General features: G+C 59.0%; 17 protein-coding genes. 12 read left to right on the forward strand and 5 right to left on the reverse strand.

From position 1 onward, the window contains the following. The 6 genes from J3U06_RS02180 to J3U06_RS02205 all read left to right on the forward strand — a co-directional run bounded on the left by J3U06_RS02180 (position 1) and on the right by J3U06_RS02205 (position 6,239). A complete protein-coding gene (locus J3U06_RS02180) occupies positions 1-981 on the forward strand; it encodes an ABC transporter permease (protein ID WP_267399573.1) in 981 nt (326 codons plus the stop codon). Further along, on the forward strand, positions 978-2,009 hold the full coding sequence (locus J3U06_RS02185; RefSeq protein WP_416378891.1) for an ABC transporter permease: 1,032 nt from the start codon (positions 978-980) through the stop codon (positions 2,007-2,009). Before J3U06_RS02180 ends, J3U06_RS02185 begins: the two co-directional genes overlap by 4 nt. After that, entirely contained in the window at positions 1,993-2,787 is a 795-nt protein-coding gene (locus J3U06_RS02190) for an ABC transporter ATP-binding protein (RefSeq protein WP_267444161.1), read from the forward strand. The genes J3U06_RS02185 and J3U06_RS02190 overlap by 17 nt, the downstream gene beginning before the upstream one ends. After that, on the forward strand, positions 2,774-3,595 hold the full coding sequence (locus J3U06_RS02195; protein WP_267430230.1) for an ABC transporter ATP-binding protein: 822 nt from the start codon (positions 2,774-2,776) through the stop codon (positions 3,593-3,595). The genes J3U06_RS02190 and J3U06_RS02195 overlap by 14 nt, the downstream gene beginning before the upstream one ends. Before the next feature lie 79 nt (positions 3,596-3,674). Continuing rightward, the gene (locus tag J3U06_RS02200) at positions 3,675-5,678 is read left to right on the forward strand and encodes a RecQ family ATP-dependent DNA helicase (protein WP_267444162.1); all 2,004 of its coding nucleotides are present in this window, start codon (positions 3,675-3,677) and stop codon (positions 5,676-5,678) included. 78 nt (positions 5,679-5,756) lie between these two features. Beyond that, positions 5,757-6,239, forward strand: a complete 483-nt coding sequence (locus J3U06_RS02205) for an S-ribosylhomocysteine lyase (protein WP_024626660.1) — start codon at positions 5,757-5,759, stop codon at positions 6,237-6,239. Positions 6,240-6,318: 79 nt separating this feature from the next. On the opposite strand, the gene J3U06_RS02210 is transcribed toward J3U06_RS02205, so the two are convergent. The 5 genes from J3U06_RS02210 to J3U06_RS02230 all read right to left on the reverse strand — a co-directional run bounded on the left by J3U06_RS02210 (position 6,319) and on the right by J3U06_RS02230 (position 11,452). After that, a complete protein-coding gene (locus J3U06_RS02210; protein ID WP_267444163.1) occupies positions 6,319-7,218 on the reverse strand; it encodes a dihydrodipicolinate synthase family protein in 900 nt (299 codons plus the stop codon). A gap of 2 nt (positions 7,219-7,220) precedes the next feature. Beyond that, positions 7,221-8,018 (reverse strand): amidohydrolase family protein, encoded by a 798-nt coding sequence (locus J3U06_RS02215; protein ID WP_267444164.1) that lies wholly within the window; start codon positions 8,016-8,018, stop codon positions 7,221-7,223. A 1-nt stretch (position 8,019) separates the two neighbouring features. Continuing rightward, entirely contained in the window at positions 8,020-9,288 is a 1,269-nt protein-coding gene (locus J3U06_RS02220) for an MFS transporter (RefSeq protein WP_267444165.1), read from the reverse strand. 8 nt (positions 9,289-9,296) lie between these two features. Next, a complete protein-coding gene (locus J3U06_RS02225; RefSeq protein ID WP_267399580.1) occupies positions 9,297-10,088 on the reverse strand; it encodes an SDR family oxidoreductase in 792 nt (263 codons plus the stop codon). A gap of 80 nt (positions 10,089-10,168) precedes the next feature. Continuing rightward, positions 10,169-11,452 (reverse strand): enolase C-terminal domain-like protein, encoded by a 1,284-nt coding sequence (locus J3U06_RS02230; RefSeq protein WP_267444166.1) that lies wholly within the window; start codon positions 11,450-11,452, stop codon positions 10,169-10,171. A gap of 150 nt (positions 11,453-11,602) precedes the next feature. Here J3U06_RS02230 and J3U06_RS02235 point away from each other — a divergent pair, with 150 nt between their 5' ends. From J3U06_RS02235 to dnaG, 6 genes are all read left to right on the forward strand, one after another. Next, positions 11,603-12,661 (forward strand): LacI family DNA-binding transcriptional regulator, encoded by a 1,059-nt coding sequence (locus J3U06_RS02235; RefSeq protein ID WP_267399582.1) that lies wholly within the window; start codon positions 11,603-11,605, stop codon positions 12,659-12,661. A 131-nt stretch (positions 12,662-12,792) separates the two neighbouring features. Continuing rightward, positions 12,793-13,443: an N-acetyltransferase gene (locus J3U06_RS02240; protein ID WP_416378808.1), complete on the forward strand. Its 651-nt coding sequence runs from the start codon at positions 12,793-12,795 to the stop codon at positions 13,441-13,443. Positions 13,444-13,485: 42 nt separating this feature from the next. Further along, positions 13,486-14,844 carry an alanine racemase gene (gene alr / locus J3U06_RS02245; protein ID WP_267444167.1) on the forward strand — a complete coding sequence of 453 codons (1,359 nt, stop codon included), beginning with the start codon at positions 13,486-13,488 and terminating at the stop codon, positions 14,842-14,844. A gap of 70 nt (positions 14,845-14,914) precedes the next feature. Further along, positions 14,915-15,373: an Ohr family peroxiredoxin gene (locus tag J3U06_RS02250; protein ID WP_267444168.1), complete on the forward strand. Its 459-nt coding sequence runs from the start codon at positions 14,915-14,917 to the stop codon at positions 15,371-15,373. An 18-nt stretch (positions 15,374-15,391) separates the two neighbouring features. Next, a complete protein-coding gene (locus tag J3U06_RS02255) occupies positions 15,392-16,675 on the forward strand; it encodes a deoxyguanosinetriphosphate triphosphohydrolase (protein ID WP_267444169.1) in 1,284 nt (427 codons plus the stop codon). Positions 16,676-16,732: 57 nt separating this feature from the next. Continuing rightward, positions 16,733-18,823, forward strand: coding sequence for a DNA primase (gene dnaG, locus J3U06_RS02260; protein ID WP_267444170.1), 2,091 nt, complete (start codon positions 16,733-16,735; stop codon positions 18,821-18,823). Positions 18,824-18,881: the final 58 nt, after the last annotated feature.

The following is an 18,881-nucleotide window of genomic DNA, read 5'->3' on the forward strand; positions in this document are numbered from 1 at the left end:
ATGGCCAGATTCCTGATGCGGCGCTTGGTGCTCTTCATCTTGGCGCTGATAGGCATTTCGCTGCTCATCTTCTTGGCTCTGCGCATTCTGCCCGGTGACGTGGCCGCCATTATGGCCGGGCTGGATGCCCCACCCGAACGCGTCGATCGGCTGCGTCGGCAGATGGGCCTGGATCGCTCCTACCCAAGGCAGTATCTGGATTGGATCGGCGACTTTCTGCAGGGGGACCTGGGCAGGTCCATTCTTACCAACCGTTCCATCGCTTCTCAGGTAGGTGTCCGAGCCCAGATCACCTTTCCGCTGATCCTTTTGGGGCTGGCCGTGGCTCTGCTGCTGGGCATTCCCCTGGGCTGTGCGGCCGCTCTGGCTCGCTCGCCACGGATGCAGTCATTCAGCCACATGGTAGCCATTGTGGGCGGATCAGTACCGGCCCTCTGGTCAGGACTGCTGCTGATCATGCTCTTCGCCAAGGGCAGTGGCCTGATCGGTCTGTTGCCCTCTCAGGGCTTTCCTGCACTCGGCTGGGCTCAGCCGGGTCAGGCCTTGGCGGCATTGATTCTGCCCGCGCTGTCTACCGGCATCATCGTGGGTGCCGGCATCATGCGGTACACCCGCTCCTTGTTGGGCGACATGCTCTCTTCGGGGTATGTGGACATGGGCATGGCCTGCGGGATGACCCGGACCCAGGCTGCTCTGCGCATCGGTCTGCGGCTGGCTTCCCCCCAGCTGGTTTCGGTGATTGGACTGACCATGGCCGAGATGATCACCGGGGTCATGGTCAGCGAGAACCTGTTCGCCCTGCCGGGACTGGGCTCCATGCTGATCACCGATGTGGGCAACCGGGATCTCCCAGCTGTTCAGTCCGAGCTGCTTCTGCTGGCGGCCTTCTTCCTCTTCCTGGGACTCCTGGTGGACGTTATCCATAGGCTGATCGATCCGCGTTTTCGAGGTGCGGCCAGACAGGAGGTGGTTGCCTTATGAATTGGGGACACGAAGACAGGCCCCACCTGGGATTGAGGGCCACATTCCCAGGCCAACTGGGATTCTTCGGACGGATGCGGGTGGTGTTGTCCAGCATGTGGCGCAAGGCCTCGGGGCGATACTCGCTTATTGTTCTGGCCATATGGATCCTGGTCTCCCTGGTCTCCAGGTTCTGGACCCCGGTTCCGATTTGGGTCACTGACGGGTACCGGATTTGGCAGGCCCCTAGCCGTGCCCATCTGCTGGGAACAGATGGCACCGGGGCAGACATTCTTTCCTGGCTGATGGCGGGATCGGCCACCAACCTGGTCATCAGCCTTCTGGCGGTTCTCCTATCAGGCGTACTTGGACTTCTTCTGGTCATGGCCATGGTCTCGCGCCGTTCAGGAGTGTCACAGACGGTCGTGGTCCTGGTAGATGCCCTGATTTCCCTGCCTACAGTTCTGCTGGCCCTGATCCTGGCTGTCCCCCTGGGCCCCAGCATCGCCGTGGTCGTCGTGGCCTGTGGGTTCGGTTACGGACTCAACCTGGCCCGGATCGTACGGCCCCAAGCGCTTCTGGCAGCAGAGTCGGACTACGTGCGATCCGCCCGACACAGCGGGGTCGGATCCTTCAGAATCTTCTGTACCCATCTGGTGCCCAACGTCATTCCGGTCCTGTGCGTCCAGCTTTCCATGTCGGCGGGGACCTCCGTGCTGGCTGAGGCAGGGTTGACCTACCTGGGGGTGGGCGTTCCCTCTGGCCTGCCCTCCTGGGGGCACTCGCTGACCACCTCGGTCAAGTTCATCAATGTCTTTCCACTTACTGTGCTCTGGCCTGGCCTGGTGGTCACCATGGTGGTGGTTGCTCTGAACCTGTTCGGTGACGCCCTGCGTGATGCCATCGATCCGGTTACCAACCCCAGGCTCAGGGCTGCCGTAGCTGCCGCCGGACGGTCCACTCTTCAATCTGTGCGTCAGGAAACGTCTGCGTGCTTAGAAGCTTCGGGCCATGCAAGCGAGGGAGACAATCATGTCGCTGAATATTGACGGCCTGAGCCTGTCCATCAATGGCCGCACCATTCTCGACCAGGTGGATCTCCAGGTGAAGGACGGCCAGCGGGTAGGTCTGATCGGCTCCTCAGGCTCCGGAAAGTCGATGATCGCCCGCAGCGTTTTGGGCACCACGCCACTGACGGCCTCCCTGTCGGGATCCATTCTGGTGGACGGGCTCCAGATTCTCGGTTCGGATGACCGGTCCCTGGCGGACCTGCGCGGTTCCCGGATGGGCATGATCTTTCAGAATCCTTCCACGGCCCTGAACCCGGTCAAGAAGATCTACAGTCAGGTTGAGCTTCCCCTCCGTCGCCACTATCGTCTGAGCGCCCAGGAACGGCGCAGACGGGTTATGGAGATATTGGCCCAGGTCGGGTTAGATGCGGATCTGGCTGGATCCTACCCGCATGAGCTGTCCGGGGGGCAGCAGCAGCGGGCGGCCATAGCCACGGCCCTGGTCACCAAACCCAGACTGATTCTGGCAGACGAGCCGACCACGGCCCTGGATGCCATAACCCAGCGGCAGATTGTGGACCTGCTGGTCTCCCTGGTCGACCAGAACGGGGCCTCCCTGCTGTTCATCACCCATGATTTCTCAGTCCTGGCCCAGGTTGCCGATTACTGCTACATCCTTGACGCTGGGCGAGTGGTGGAAAGCGGACAGACGCAGAGCATTCTGCGTAGCCCATCCAGTCCGCAGGGCAGGACCCTGGTGCGGGGGGCCAGAGAGTTGACGCTGAGTACAGATGGAGGCAAGCATGAGGCTGACTGATGGTGCACATGCCGATCCGATCCTGATCGGGGAGGGCCTGACCAAGATCTATGCCTCCACCGGCAGTGGAACGGCTCGAGAAGCTGCAGTTGACGGCATCGATGTTTCCCTCCTGTCGGGGGAGTGCCTGGCGATCATAGGGGAGTCCGGCTCGGGGAAAACCACGCTTTCCCGTCTGCTTCTGGGCCAGCTGAGGCCTGATGCCGGGCAGGTGGCATATTTGGGCAGATCAGTTCTCCATGGTTCCACGGCAGCCAAGTCGCTTGCCCATGACTCCGCTCTGGTCTTCCAGAACCCCTTTGCTTCCCTGGATCCCCGGTGGACCATCGGCCGGTCGGTAGCCGAACCTCTGCTGGCTGTCAGGCGCAGGGAGAGGGGACGAGACCTGGCCGATCGGGTGGCCCAGGTGCTGTCAGAGGTCCAGCTTGATCCGGACAGGATCATGACGGCTTATCCCTCCGATCTGTCAGGTGGTCAGGCCCAGCGGGCGGCCATAGCCCGCGCACTGATCGTCAAGCCCAGGATACTCTTGGCCGATGAGCCCATGAGCGCCATCGACGTTTCAGCACGCGTAGGGATTCTCCATACCCTTCAATCAATCATGGCCCAGTCCAAACAGCAGAGCGATTCGTCAAATGGTATGTCCATGATTATCATCTCCCATGATCTGGGTGTGGTCCAGCACATAGCAGACAGGGTCATGGTGCTCAGGCAGGGGAAGGTTGTGGAGGAGGGGCCGGTGAAGGCCATCCTCAATCATCCTGAGCAGTCCTATACCCGCCAGCTTCTGGCTGCTGCAACCCTGTAGGTGTTCGTTTTCCCGACGATTGACCACATGGTCGTTCGCCCACTGCTTGACTCCTGCCGTGGCAATAGACTGGGGAATCATGGTGGACATCCAGGATGCAGGGCAGGCGCTGAAGCGGTATTTCGGATATGAGTCCTTTCGCCCAGGTCAAGAGGATTTGGTCAAGGCTATCCTGAATGGGCGGGACTGCCTGGGTGTTATGCCGACCGGGGCCGGCAAATCCATTTGCTATCAGATTCCTGCCACTCTTCTGGACGGTCTGACCATCGTCATCTCTCCCTTGGTTTCCCTGATGAAGGACCAGGTGGACGGGCTGGAGGACGCAGGCATCCAGGCCTCATTCGTCAATTCCACCCAGGACATGGATGAGCAGTCCCTGGCCCTGGCTCAGGCTGCACAAGGGCGCAGCAAGATCCTCTACGTGGCTCCCGAGCGGCTGGATGCCCCCAGATTCAGGGAATTCGCCCAGCATACAAAAATTTCCCTGCTGGCTGTGGACGAAGCCCACTGCGTATCCCAGTGGGGTCAGGACTTCCGCCCTGCCTACCTAGGCATCGGCGATTTCATCAGGTCCCTGCCCGACCGACCTACGGTGGCAGCCTTCACTGCTACGGCGACCGAGAAGGTTCGGCGCGACATCGTATACATGCTGGGCCTTGACGATCCCTACGTGGCGGTGACGGGTTTCGACAGGCCCAACCTCTTCTTCGACGTGATCAAGTTGGAGAGCAAATACAAGAATCGCTGGGTGGTCCAGTACGCACTGAAGCATGGCGATGATTCTGGCATCGTCTACTGCGCCACCCGCAAGGAGACCGAGGCTCTGGCTGATGACCTGACCAAGGCCGGTGTCAGTGCTGTCAGCTACCACGCTGGCATGGATGCTCAGAACAGGGAGCAGGCGCAACGGGACTTCGTCAACGACAAGGTGCAGGTGGTTGTGGCCACCAATGCCTTCGGCATGGGCATCGACAAGTCCAACGTACGCTATGTCATTCATCACAATATGCCTGAGAGCATCGAGGCCTATTACCAGGAGGCCGGCAGAGCGGGACGTGACGGCGAGCCAGCCCGTTGCTCCCTGCTGTGGAACGAGAGCGACATCGTCACCCGCAGACGCCTGCTGGACATGGACAACGGCAACGACAGACTGACCGGTGAGCAGGCCGAAGCAGTCAGGGCCGAACACCGGCGTCTGCTCAACGTCATGATCGGTTACTGTCGAACCACCGGCTGCCTTCACCAGTACATGCTGCGGTATTTTGGCGAGGAGGTGGACCAGGCTGCCGCAGGTCTTTCGCCTGCCGAAGCCGACAAGGGCAAATCTGTCCCGGTCGGGCATCCTGACACCGGTAGCGGCGGCTGCCAGAACTGTTCCAACTGCCTGAGCACCTTCACGACCATCGACGTCAGCGATGTGGCCCGTGCCATCAGCAGGTGCGTTCATGATGTGAACCAGGGATTCGGCTCCGGCAAGATCGCGCAAATTCTTCGGGGATCGCGCTCGCAGGATCTTCTTCGGCGAGGGTTGGATCGGTGCCCTAGCTATGGTGCTCTGGACCAGGTTCCAGAGGCGCGAATCCGTGACGTGCTCAACCAGATGGCCTCGGACGGGTATCTGTATATCACTGAAGGGCGGCTGCCCATGGTTCATTTCGGACCCAAGGCCGCGCAGACGGTCAGTCCGGACTTCCATTACGAGATCAAGCGGACGGAACGCCCGCGTGCCTCGGGCAAGGTCTACGACGGCAGGTCTTCTTCGACTGTCGACGATGACGGTCTCGATCAGGCCGCTGCTAGCGATGCCAGCCCAGAGGATGAGGAACTTTTCCAGAAGTTGCGCGATCTGCGGACCAGCATAGCTCGCAAGATTGGCAAGCCTCCCTACATTGTCTTCTCCGACAAGGCACTGCGCGATATGTGCCGTCTTCGTCCGGCTGATGATTCAACCTTCTTGGCCGTCAATGGTGTGGGGCAGCACAAGCTGGAGCAGTATGGACCCCAGTTCATGGGTGTCATCTCCGAGTTTTCGGCCAGAGGAGGGGTGGATGTGGTCAGGGGCACTGCCGAATCTGATAGGTAGGTCGGCCTACCATGAGACATACACGACTTCATCAAGGTTGCCTTTCATACCGGGCGCCCGACAGGAAAGGAAATAACAATGGCTGACAAACCTATTGTAGAGAGCTTCCAGCTGGATCACACCAAGGTCAAGGCGCCCTACGTTCGACTGATCGACGAGGAGAAAGGGCCCCAAGGAGACATCATCTCCAACTATGATCTCCGTCTGGTCCAGCCCAACCAGAACGCCATTCCAACTGCCGGGCTGCATACCATCGAGCACACCATCGCCGTGCTCCTGCGCGAGCGCATCCCCGGTTACATCGACTGCTCGCCCTTCGGCTGCCGGACGGGCTTCCACCTGCTTGCCTGGGGCCGTCATTCGACCGAGGATGTGGCCAAGGCCCTGAAGGAGTCACTGGAGTTCATCGCCGAAAAGGCCACCTGGGACGATGTGCCCGGCACCGAGATCACCTCCTGCGGCAACTACCGTGACCATTCGCTCTTCTCGGCCAAGCAGTGGAGCCGCGACATCGTGGCCGCCGGCATCAGCTCCGATCCCTTTGAACGCAAGCTGGTCTGATCGCTGACAGGCAAACAACTGGGCCTGAGGAAGGGTATGTTCCTTTCCTCAGGCCCAGTTCGATGCAACAGACGAAAGCTCAACTACGCAATATGGTTTCGATCTGTTTCATCTGATCGTCATCAATCTGCATGGCTGGTTCGCGGATTCGTGTGCTGATGGGCAGACCCTGCAGTCGCACAGCTCCCTTGATGGCCGACACGAACAAATCCGCAGTGTCGTAAATCGCCATCAGGTGGTTGATGCGTTGGGCCTTGTCTAGCGCAGTCCGGTAATCGCCCTCTTGATAGGCCTGATGCATGGCTACGAAGGTTTCCGGCTCCACGTTGGTCAGGCCCGATAAAACACCGTTGCCTCCGCAGATGCGATTGACCATATAGTATTCGTCGAATCCGGAGAACACCGAGAACTCAGGGCTGACACGTCTGATTGCCGATACGACTCGACGTGTGTGGCTGATTGTGTCCACGGTGTCTTTGATGCCAACGATGTTTGGACATTCCTGGGCCAGTTTAGCGACCAACTCCGGGGAGCAGTCGTTGCCTGTACGAGCAGGGAAGTTGTAGAGGATCACCGGCACAGTCGAGGCGTGAGCGATGCTGGTGAAATACCTGTAAGCAGTCGGTTCCGAAGGGCCGAAATAATAGGGGCTGACAGCCACCACGGCATCGGCGCCGATTTGTCCGGCAAACTTGGTCAGATCCATAACCCGGTCCATGTCAGTGTCGCCTACTCCGACGAATACCTTCATGCGCCCCCGTATATGGTCGACGGCGAATTGCAGGGCTGAGCGCTTCTCTTGGAGATCATAGGCATAGAACTCGCCGATGCTTCCGAACAGAAGCACTCCATCAATGCCAGCCTGGATCAGATGGTCCAGATGTCGTCCCCACAGGTCGGTGTCGATGACTCCTTGATCGTCGCTGATGGTAATCGACGGGCAGAATATTCCCTCAAATGTGGCTGATGATGTGCTCATGTTCACCCTTCCACAGTAAGCATATCGGCATTGATCCCATAGGCCCTCATGGCGTTGTGCTTGAAGAAGTCCTCATCAGGGCCAAAGGTATCCAGCATCAGTTGCCAGTGTTCCTGGAGTGAGGAGTGCACGGTGACGACCGGCCAGTTGGAGGCGTAAAGGACCCTGTCCGGGGGAAATGTGTCCCTGACGAAGGCGACGATGTCGCGATCGACCGGCAAGTCCCCTGATACCTTGATATAACAGTGCGGCAGGGCCGCCATGGCCTCTATGGCCTTTCTGGAGGTCGACGACAAGTCGGGCATATTGCCCAGATGGTCCATGATGACAGTCAGGGAAGGAACTTGAGAAAATGCCTGAGCCATGTCCGGCAGTTCCGCCCCCCTGTTGCACAGCTCAAAGGGCAGGCCCTTATCAGCCATGGCGCAGAGCCCAGCGATGAAGGAGGGTTCCATGCAACGGCCGCGAGGGGCAGAGTCAGTGTGCAGTGGCTCTCTGATACCCGTAGCATTGATGGGCACCCTCATATAGGGCCCTACCTGGACTCGGAGCATTCGGGCAAGAATCTTGGGGTCATTGTTCTCATAGACCAAGCGGTCCTCTAATAGGGGGTCGTCCGAGTCTACTTCCACATAGACTCCGCCCAGAAATTCCACTCCCAGCTGCTCGTACTCGCTTTCCAGCTCATGAAGGGGAAAGCTCCGGTTCAGTGAGGGCATTCCGTCCAGCCACGGCAGATGCTGCCGTTCAAGATCCCACATATGGAAGTGAGCATCGATGACCTGTAGTTGTCGTGTCATTTTAGGCTCCTTGCTTAAGACCTATGCGGCATCCGCGGAAGGCATACCAGGCGATGTAGAGGAATCCGGGTACGGTCACCAGCATGGCGATTTCGATGCCCATGGCATCCTGGATGGCACCCAACAGCAGTGGAATCAGGGCCGCTCCGACGATGCTCATAACCAGCGCAGAAGAGCCGGTCTTGGCGTCGTTGCTCCTGATGCCCTTGAGCGTCAGCGAGAAGATCGTGGGGTAGCCGATCGATATGAACAGATAGGCAACCAGGAAGCATATGACCGAGAATCGTCCCAGACCCAGGAATACCAGAAGCATCAGCACGGCTGTGATGCACATGTAGACGCCCAGTATCTTACCGGCATCGAATTTGGTCATCAACGGAGTGGTCAGGAACCGGCCAAGGGTGAACAGCAGCGACAGCAATGCCAACAATGTGGCAGCCAGACCGGCGGTGATGCCAGCGCCCCAGTGTTTGAGGGCATAAGCGGAGAACATGGCCATGCCCGCCACCTGCAAGCCAATAAAGATGAACTCGGCTATCACGCCCAGTACGAAGTAAGGGCGTTTCAGCAGGCTTGAGGTGCCGGAGCCGTTACCAGTTTTCCCTTCCTGCTCGTCATCGCCAGGTGGTGTTGGCAGTTTGAAGACGATGAATACAGCCAACACCAACAGCAGAACGATGCCGATGACGATATAGATCATCCTGGTGTCAGACAGGAACTTGACCTTGGCTTGCTCAAAGCCTGGCTCTTTTGGGGTCAGGGTTTTGGATAGCACTCTGCCCAAAATCAGAGGCCCCACCACGTTGCCGACGCCGTTGAAGCTCTGTGCCAGATTGAGTCTGAAGGATTCGCCTTTTTCATCGCCCAGCTTGGTGACGTAGGGATTGCAGTTGGTCTCCAGAGATGAGGCTCCAAGCGCTACCACGAACATGGCGAACAGAAAGAGTCTGTAGCTGGCCATATTTGTGGCCGGCACCACGATGAATGCTCCGACTGCGAACAGTATCAGTCCGGAGATGACCCCGCCCTTGTAACCGAAGCGCTTGGAGATGATTCCGGCTGGGATGGCCATGACGAAGTAGGCTCCGTAGTAGGCCACCTGCAGCAGTGATGCCTGGGTGCTGTTCAGCTCCATGTAGTTGCTGAATGGGCTGTTGAGGGCGTTGACCAGGTTCATGGTCAATCCCCAAATGAAGAAGAGTCCGATGACCAGGGTTATGGCGACGGTTGCCTTGGACCCGCCCTTGTTTCGCGTATTTGTATTATCCATGTCAGAGCTCAATTCAGTGCCCGGTCCAGGTGGACGTATCCGCCATCGACGAACACCCATTGGCCGGTGGTGTGTGATGCGCGATCAGAGAGCAGGAAGGTGGCGGTATTTCCGATTTCTTCGGGTGTGGTCATGCGATGCTCCAGAGGAATCTTGTCTGTGATGACCGACAGGCGTGCCTGCTGGGCCTCTTCATCGCCAAAGGTCTTGATCCAGTCAGCATAGAGCGGGGTCCAGCATTCCGAGACCACGATGGCATTCACTCGTACGTCATCATGGACCAAGGCCGCAGCCCATTCTCTGGTCAGGCCCAGAATCCCGCCCTTGGCTGCTGCATAGGCGCTGGTCTTGCCCTGACCGGTCACAGCGGTTTTGGAGGTGATGTTGATGACTGATCCGTGGCTTTCCTTGAGGTAGGCACAAGAGGCGTGCATGAGTTCGTAGTAGTGGGTGAGATTGCCGTGTACGGAACGCTCGAACTCGCGCCAGTCAGTAGTTTCCAAAGCCTTGTTGTCGTTAACTCCAGCGTTGTTGACTATGCCATCGATATGACCGAATTCCTTGTGTACCTGCTCTACAATGGGTGCTATGCCGTCGGTGTCATTCAGATCCAAAATGAAGGTCCGGTAGGTATCGGTATAGGCCTCGATGTCCTTGCAGAACTGGTCCCTGGCTGACTCGTCACGATCTATGACTGCGGTTATGGCACCCTCCTGGGCCAGTTGTAGGGTGATGCCCCTGCCGATGCCCTTAAAGCCACCGGTGATGATGAATACCTTGTTCTTGAGATGCAGATCCATGAGAACTCCTTTGTCTATATGGATGATGATTTGTTTGAGGTTCAGTGATTGGACCGGATTTTGATTGAGGTGGGCCGCTCTCACTCCTGGTGCAGGTAGCGCTGTGCGGTTTCCACGGTCATTTCGGCTCCATTGCCGGGAGCGGTCGGTGCCTTATACATGCCTTGGCTGATACGCACGGGGTTCACGAAATATTCGTGCTGGTTGTCCACGTACTCGATCATTCGGCCCTGTGTGGTGCATGAGACGGCTGCGTAGTCGAACATGGCGAAGTGGCAGACCATCTCGCACAATCCGACCCCGCCGGCGTGGGGGCAGACTATCTTGTGGAACTTGCGAGCTAGCAGGTATTCCAGAACTATCTCCTGGGGGCCCGCCACTCTGGTGGCGTCGATCTGCATGATGCCGAAGGCGTTAGCCTGCAGGAACTGCTTGAACATGATGCGGTTCTGCATCTGTTCGCCGGTTGCCACGGGTATGGGATTAATGGCTCTGGCAATGGTTGCGTGGCCGATGATGTCGTCGGGGCTGGTAGGCTCTTCGACCCATGCCAGGTCGAAGTCATGGAAATGGTTGATCCAATCAATGGCTTGCGGGACATCCCAGACCTGATTGGCGTCGACGGCCAGGCGGACGTCGGGACCGATGGCATCCCTGGCCAGTCCCAGACGGCGTATGTCATCATCGAAGTTCTGGCCTACCTTGAGCTTGATTTGCTTAAAGCCCTTTTCCTGAGTCTCTCGTTTGGCGATCTCCACCATCTTTTCGTCGCTGTAGCCAAGCCAGCCGGGTGCTGTCGAATAACCGGGGTATCCGTGCTGGCGAATTACTTCGATGCGCTCCTGCTTGCCGGATTGCCCATCCTTGAGGATATCTATGGCTTCCTCGGGGCGCAGGGCATCGGAGAGGTATCTAAAGTCCAATGTGCTGACAAGATCCTCTGGATCCATTTCAGCCAGCAGCAGCCACAAGGGTTTTCTCGCCCTTTTGGCTTTCATGTCCCAAAGAGCGCTCAGCAGTGCGCCGATGGCCATGTGCTCGACTCCCTTTTCGGGCCCCAACCAGCGCAGCTGTGAGTCATGGACCAATAGGTCCCAGGCCAGGCCCATGCTGTCCAGTAGACGTTCAACCTCCAGGCCGCGCAGAGTCTCTCCTATGGAATCTATAGCTCTGCAAACAACATCGTTGCCTCGTCCGATGGTGAAGACCAGGCCACAACCTTTGATGCCGTCGTCAGCCGAGGTGTGTATTTCCACATAGGCGGCCGAATAGTCGGGGTCCTTGTTCATGGCATCCGACCCTGACAGGGTCAGAGAAGTGGGAAAACGAAAGTCATACGTTTTCACCGCAGTGATAGTACTCATCGTGGCTCCTTTGCCAATCTTGTGAACGTATACCTCAGTATAGGCGTAGAAATAGAAATTTGAAAATTAGAAATGTAAAAATTCTAAATCCGACATGGATGCTTTTGGTGCTTCGTTGGTTACGATTGGTGGGTAATGGAAAGGACGCACATGGCCAGACAGGAACCAGGCAATCCCCACGTTGGCGCCATAGCCGAGCAGCTCGGCATCTCTGCTTCGACCGTCTCCAAGGTGATCAACGGTCGACCGGGCGTGGCGGCAAAAACCCGTCGAAGGGTCGAAAAAGCTTTGGCAGACGAGGGCTATGCGCATCCGCTTGTCAGCACGAAAATTGCTCAGACAATTGAGCTGGTTGTGGATTATATTGCCAACAATGGCACCATCGAGATGATACGTTATGCCTCGAAATGGGCCTTGGATGCCGGTCTGGCTTTGACGGTGACACAGACTGATCACCAGCGACGTGCTGAGGAATGTCTGAGGGGGATCATTGATCGTAACCCGCTGGGGGTGATCACCCAGATGTCCTCCATAGACCAAGAGGGCAAGAATGTGCTCAAAGCAAGGGGCATTCCCCTGGTGGCGGTCGATCCGGTGGATTTGGTCAGCGACGAGGATATGAGCATAACGCTAGACAATTGGACTGGAGGATACCAAGCGGCCAAATGCCTTCTTGACGCTGGGCACCGGAGCATTGGTGTTATCGCCGGACCGGCGACTGTGCAATCCGCGCAAGCCAGACTGGCTGGATACCGAGCAGCATTGGCAGCCATTGGTGCCAGCCTGCCGTCGAGCATGGTTCAGCAGGGGGACTATTTGCCTGACAGGGGATACCAAGCCGCCTGTGATCTGTTGGACCGCGATCAGCGTCCGACTGCGATTCTGGCCTGCAACGACTTGACAGCTGTCAATATCTATAGAGCGGCTCGCGAACGTGGGCTGGAGCCCGGGCAGGACCTGTCCGTGGTCGGATTCGACAACGTCTATCCGTCCTCTTATCTGATGCCTGCCCTTACCACGGTGGACCAGCCATTTGATCTGATGGCCAGGATGGCGGTGGGAATGATCCTCGATGCGCGCCAGGGTAAGGAGTTCCAGCGGCATGTGGTCATGCCAACCCGTCTGGTCAGTCGGCATAGCGTGGTCAACCTGACCCGTGCCCGTCGTCGTCTGCGCGCGGAAGGCCGGGTTCAGGAGGATGCAGAATAGCCCAAACTATTCCCCGATTCGCTCAATGCGTACTCACTTCGTGACTGCCTGCTGATGAATACACTCGTACTTCGGCAATCGCGGGGACGGGTTTCGTCCCTGCCGCACCGGTCGAGAAAGAGGTAGCCACAGTGAGCAGCTACACGATGGAAACTGCACGTTGGATCCGTCATGCCACCATGGACGACTTTGAGGCGATCATGCCTGTCTACGCCTACGCCAGAAAGCGGATGGCCGAGACCGGCAACCCCCGCCAGTGGGGGGACAAGTACCCTCTGCCCGAACGTATCCGCGAAGACATCGCCGGGGGCCATACCATGCTCTTGGTTGACGATGCAGCTGGTATGGATCAGATTCCTGAGGATCCCGCCTACCCTGAACCTGAATTGGACGAGCACAAGGGCAGCCACGAGCGCATCATCGGCGTTTTCGCCCTCTTCCATGACCCGGAACCTGATTATCGGGTCATCGATGGCAGCTGGCTGGACGACCGGCCCTATACCACCATCCATCGGGTGGCCGCCTCCGGCCTGGGACGTCACGCGGCCGGGGACCTGCTTGACTGGAGCATGCGCCGGTACGAGAACATCCGCGCCGATACGGGACTGAAGAACTACGCCATGCAGCACATCCTGGAGACCCATGGCTTCACACGCTGCGGCAACATCATCATGCCTGAGAACAAGGAGATCGAGAACGTGCGGGTGGCCTACCAGCGGCACGACCGTCCCCTTGACCTAGCAGAACGTGAAAGGGTCGGCAAGCGCTTGGTCGCCGTCTGAGGGCGGGGGCCGACCGTCGCAGCGCCGTCGCACAATGGAGCCATGACATTGAGTGCAGCACCGGCATGGCGGTTCTCCGGGCCCGAGGGCCAGCGACATTACGAACAGGCTCTTCGGGCCTATCCTGGACAGATCATCGTGGACTTGCGGACCTTGAAGGCCAATATGGCCACTCTGGTGAATCTGGTTCGTTCCACGAACCCCGATGCTGCAGTCATGGGTGTGGTCAAGGCCGATGCCTACGGACACGGGCTCATTCCTGTGGCCCTGGCGGCATTGTCCGGCGGGGCCACCTGGCTCGGCACGGCCCAGGCCAGCGAGGCCCTTCGTCTGCGCCGGGCGGGCATCGGATTCGACCGTTGTCGGGTTTTGTCCTGGATGTTCAATGGGGACCGCGCCCCCTTTGATCAGTTGATCCAGGCTGACATCGATCTGGGCATCGGTTCCCTAAAGACCATGGACATGGCGGCGCAGGCGGCAGATCAGGTCGGCAGGCCTGCATGCGTCCATATCAAGGTGGACACCGGCTTCGGGCGCAACGGCTTTACTCCCGAAACCTTCGGGGATGCCATGCGCGAGCTCTCCCGCCTGGCTGCAAAGGGGCTGTTGGAGCCCGTCGGGCTTTTCAGCCATCTAGCAGTGGCCGACATGCCTGGCGTGGAGGAGTTTGTGTCGTCCACTGACGATCAAATCGCCCTCTTTGAGGAATTCTCTGACAGGATGACGGCTGCTGGCATGAAACCTGAAATCCGGCATCTGGCCAACACTGCCGCCACGCTCACCCGTCCTGGGATACGTTATGACCTGACCCGTCCGGGCATCGGCCTGTACGGATATGAGCCTGATCCCTCCATGGGTGTTTCGGCCGATTACGGTCTACGCCCGGCAATGACCTTCCAGGCCCAGCTGGGCACCGTCAAGGATATGCCGGCCGGTCATGGCATCTCCTACGGACGCACCTATCTGACTGAGAAACCCACCAGCACGGCCATCATGCCCCTGGGATACGGCGACGGGATTCACCGGTCTGCCTCGGGCTTCGACCGCGAGGGCTATATGGGCCGAGAGCGCCTGGGTGGACCCGTCCGTCTGATGACTCGTCAAGGATCCAAGTTGGTTCGCGTCGCTGGCAGGGTCTGTATGGACCAGTGCGTTCTTGATCTCAAAGGCATGGCTTCCGACTTGGGAGTTAGCGAAGGCGATACCGTTGTTCTTTTCGGACCAGGTCGGGGGGAGGATCAGGCCGAGCCAACCGCTGATGACTGGGCCCGGGCCGCTGACACCATTAGCTATGAGATTTTCACTTGTCTGTGTAATCGGATTCCACGGCTCTATCTGGGCGTACATGAGGTAGTCGACCCCGACGATTTGCACCTGATTGCCCCTGAATCCATTCTTTGAGACCACTATCACAGGTAGAACATAGGCTTGGGGCCTTGTCAAGGGGCTATATAAGTGGTGAGATGAGGTTATGACTACATATACAGGAAATGAACCAAGCAATATCTCATACACAGCCGTAGCTGACATTACCGGTGGCCGCGAGGGCCATGCGGACAGCCATGAGCCCGATCTCTCCCTGGATCTGGACACACCCAGGGCCATGGGGGGCAAGGGTCAGGGCACCAACCCCGAGCAGCTTTTCGCCATCGGCTGGGGCGCCTGCTTCCAGGGAGCCATGGGACTGGCCGGCAAGGAGTTGCGTGTGCCAGCCACCAAGCTGGCCCAGAGCAAGGTGCGCACTCATATCTCCCTCGGTGACCAGGGCGAGTCCTTCGGCATCAAGGCTCTGGTCGAGGTTTGCCTGCCCGGCGTCGATCGTGATCTGGCCACCCGTCTGGTGGAACGCACTCAGGAGCTCTGCCCCTATTCAAAGGCAACGGCGGGCAATGTGCCCACTGAAGTATTGGTCGTGGACAATCTGGACTGAACGGAGCGGGCGCGCCTGATGGGCACTGACGAGGAGGGCGGATCCCGCCTGCTGGCCGAGGGCTACTCTGCCCAGGATCAGGAACGGTGGGCGCCAGAACCCCCAAAGACCAGCAGCAGGACCGCCTTTGAACGCGATAGGGCGCGTCTGGTCCATTCTTCAGCCTTGCGTCGGTTGGGGGCCAAGACGCAGATCCTGGTCGCCGGCACTGACGATTTTGCCCGTACACGGCTGACCCACACCTTGGAGGTGGCCCAGATCGGCCGGCAGATTGGGACCATGCTGGGCTGTGACCCTGACGTGGTGGACTGTGCCTGCTTGGCCCATGACCTGGGTCATCCGCCCTTCGGCCACAACGGCGAACGTGCCCTGTCTTCGCTGGCCTCGGATATTGGGGGATTCGAGGGCAATGCACAGACCCTTCGACTACTGACCAGGCTGGAGCCCAAGGTCTTCCATCCTGACGGACGTTCAGCAGGAGTCAACCTGACCAGAGCCGCGCTGGATGCTGCGGTCAAATATCCCTGGACCCTGGCCGAGGCCTCGGCTCATCCCAAGGGGGAGAGAACCGCCAAGTTCTGCGTCTACCCTGACGACCAAGAGGTCTTCCATTGGCTTAAGCAAGGGGCGCCGCCGGCCAGCACGCCTATGGAGTGCCAGGTCATGGATCTGGCTGACGACATCGCCTACAGTGTCCACGATGTGGAGGATGCCATCGTGGTCGGATCCTTCGTGCCTGAGCGGCTGGCTGAGCTCAGGATCATTGATGGTGTGGTCCGGGCCGCCCGATCCTGGTATGGCGATCGATGGGATGCCGACCAGCTGGTCCGAGCCTTGGAGGCCGTCCGCAGCATGCTGCCGACGGGCTTTGACGGTTCACGCCGGGCCTTGGCTACGTTGAAGAACACCACCAGCTATCTGATCGGTCGCTTTGCTGACTCCGTGGAGGCGGCCACGCGAAGCCGTCACGGCCAAGGCCCCTTGACCAGGTACTCGGCTGGGCTGGTCATTCCTCCCCGGACCTCTTATGAGATTGTGGCCTTGAAGGGGATTGCTGTCTACTTCGTCATGGCTCCCCGTGAGAAGGAACCCTTCCACGAGGAGCAATTGAAGATTGTGACCGACTTGGTTGAGGTGATGATGGCCGACTCGCCTGCACCCTCTGATGCCTTGGAGGATGTCTTCCTGGAGGATTGGCGTCAGGCAGGTTCGGATGGGGAGCGATTGCGGGTGGCCATCGACCAGGTGGCCTCTCTTACCGACGGCTCCGCGCTGGCCCTGCATTCCCTGGTCTGCCCCTAGGCCTGCGGCATTTACGCCGGGCGCAACACATCGGCCTGGGCCGGTAGGCTAGGTGTCATGTCCGGAATGATCAAGAAGGAAGACATCGAGAAGGTCAGAGCCAAGGCCGATCTGTATGAGATCGTCTCTGAAAGCGTGACTCTGAAGCCTTCCGGTTCCGGCACCTACATGGGCTTGTGCCCCTTCCACGACGAGAAGTCTCCTTCCTTTTCGGTGCGTCCCTCTATGGGGGTCTGGCACTGCTTTGGCTGCGGTCTGGGCGGCGATGTCTTTACCTACGTGGAGCAGGAGGAGAACGTCGAGTTCGGCGATGCCGTCGAGATCCTGGCGGACAAGTACCAGATTGAGCTGCATTACGAAAACTCCCGTCAGGACAAGCGTCGCGGGTCCAAACGTTCCCGGCTGCTGGAGGCTAACGAGGAGGCCCAGCGTTTCTTCGTTTCGCAGATCATGAGCAAGGAGGCGCTGGCGGCGCGCAAGCTCTTGGCGGGCAGAACCTTCTCTCAGGCAGACAGCGCGCATTTCGGCTGCGGATACGCCCCACGCGGATGGGACAACCTGGTGCGCCATCTGTCCACCAAGGGTTTCACCCAGCAGGAGATGCTGGATGCAGGGCTGGCCAGGAAGGGGCAGCGGGGGGTCTATGACTACTTCCGGGGCAGGGTCACCTGGCCTATCAGGGATTCCACGGGCCGCACCCTGGGTTTCGGCGCTCGCAAGCTCTACGAGGACGACGGCATCAACGCCAAGTACATCAACACGCCCGACACCCAGCTCTACCGCAAGAACCAGGTGCTCTACGGCATCGATCTGGCCAAGGACGCCATCGTCAAAAAGCGACAGGTAGTTATAGTAGAGGGCTATACCGACGTCATGGCCTGCCACCTTGCCGGTGTCGACACAGCTGTAGCCACCTGCGGCACTGCCTTCGGCGAGGACCATGCCAAGATCGTCCGCCGGCTCATCTCCGACGACGCCCTCGGCGCCATTCAGCTGGTGGGGCCTGTCCGGGGCTCTCGGGTGGTCTTCACCTTCGACGGTGATGCTGCCGGGCAGAAGGCCGCCCTGCATGCCTTCGGCCTTGACGGGAGCTTTCTGACGCAGACCTTCGTGGCGGTGGCCCGGGAGAATCTGGACCCCTGCGATCTGCGCATCCGCTACGGCGATGAGGCTGTGCGATCCCTGGTCGAGCACCCCCGACCGCTGTATGACTTCGTCATCGACACCGCCGTGGCCATGTTTGATACCCAGTACACCACCGGGCAGATGGGAGCAGTCAAGGCCGTGGCGCCTATTCTGGCCCAGATCAGGGACCGCTCCCTGGTGGGGGCCTATACCCGTAAAACCGCCAGAAAAATCGGCGTGGATCTGGATCTGCTGCGCCAGGAGGTCAACAGGGCCCGCCGCAAGCTGCATGTGAAGGACCAGGATGCCTATGCGGTCCGCACTCCTCACCGCGGCGCGGGTGAATCTGAGGGTCGTGCGGGCCAAGGCAGTGACGATGCCATGCGCCGCCGCAGGATACAGCGTGAGGATGCCCTCCGACAGGGCTACCACCACATCGATGATGCTGTCTTCATCTGCGAGCAGCAGTTCATGGGTGTGCTCATCCAGATCCCCAGAGCGGTCGGATCGGATGCCTTCGCCCAACTCAGCCCAGATAGTTTCGAGGTTCCGATTTTCCGCTCGCTCTATCAGGCTGTGCAGGCAGCCGGAGGGCTGCCCGACAGGAAGACGCCCCAGGGGCTGTGGATGCATAATTTGACCAAGGCTGGCGGGCCCATGCTGGAGTCGGCCATCAATGAGCTGGCCGTCATGCCCCTGCCGCTGAATTTGGATAAGCAGGAGGATAGACAGAGGAGCTCAGGATCGGACTCCAAGAGAGGCAATAAGAAAGAAGACCGGGACGAGGGCTCCAAAGAAGCGGATGTTCAGTTGAGGCAGCCTAGCCCGGAGGAGCGTCAGTATGCCTCCGAGCTGTTGGCAAGGCTGTTGGATGCCACCTATATGCGGCTGATTGCCTCGGTCAAGCATCAGATGAATCAGTTGCCCGACGGTCAGGAGAAGTTCGATCTTCTTGGCCAGCTCACTCAATACGAGACCCAGCGTAACAACTTGCGCAACCAGGTCTTCGGCAACACCGAGTGAACTGGTGGTCAGGTAAGTTGGTCCTCCCTGTCCTTGTCGAAGTTTCCCTTGTAGACAG

The organism is Bifidobacterium sp. B4142 (assembly GCF_026537325.1).
In the GTDB taxonomy this organism is placed as follows: Bacteria; Actinomycetota; Actinomycetes; order Actinomycetales; family Bifidobacteriaceae; genus Bombiscardovia.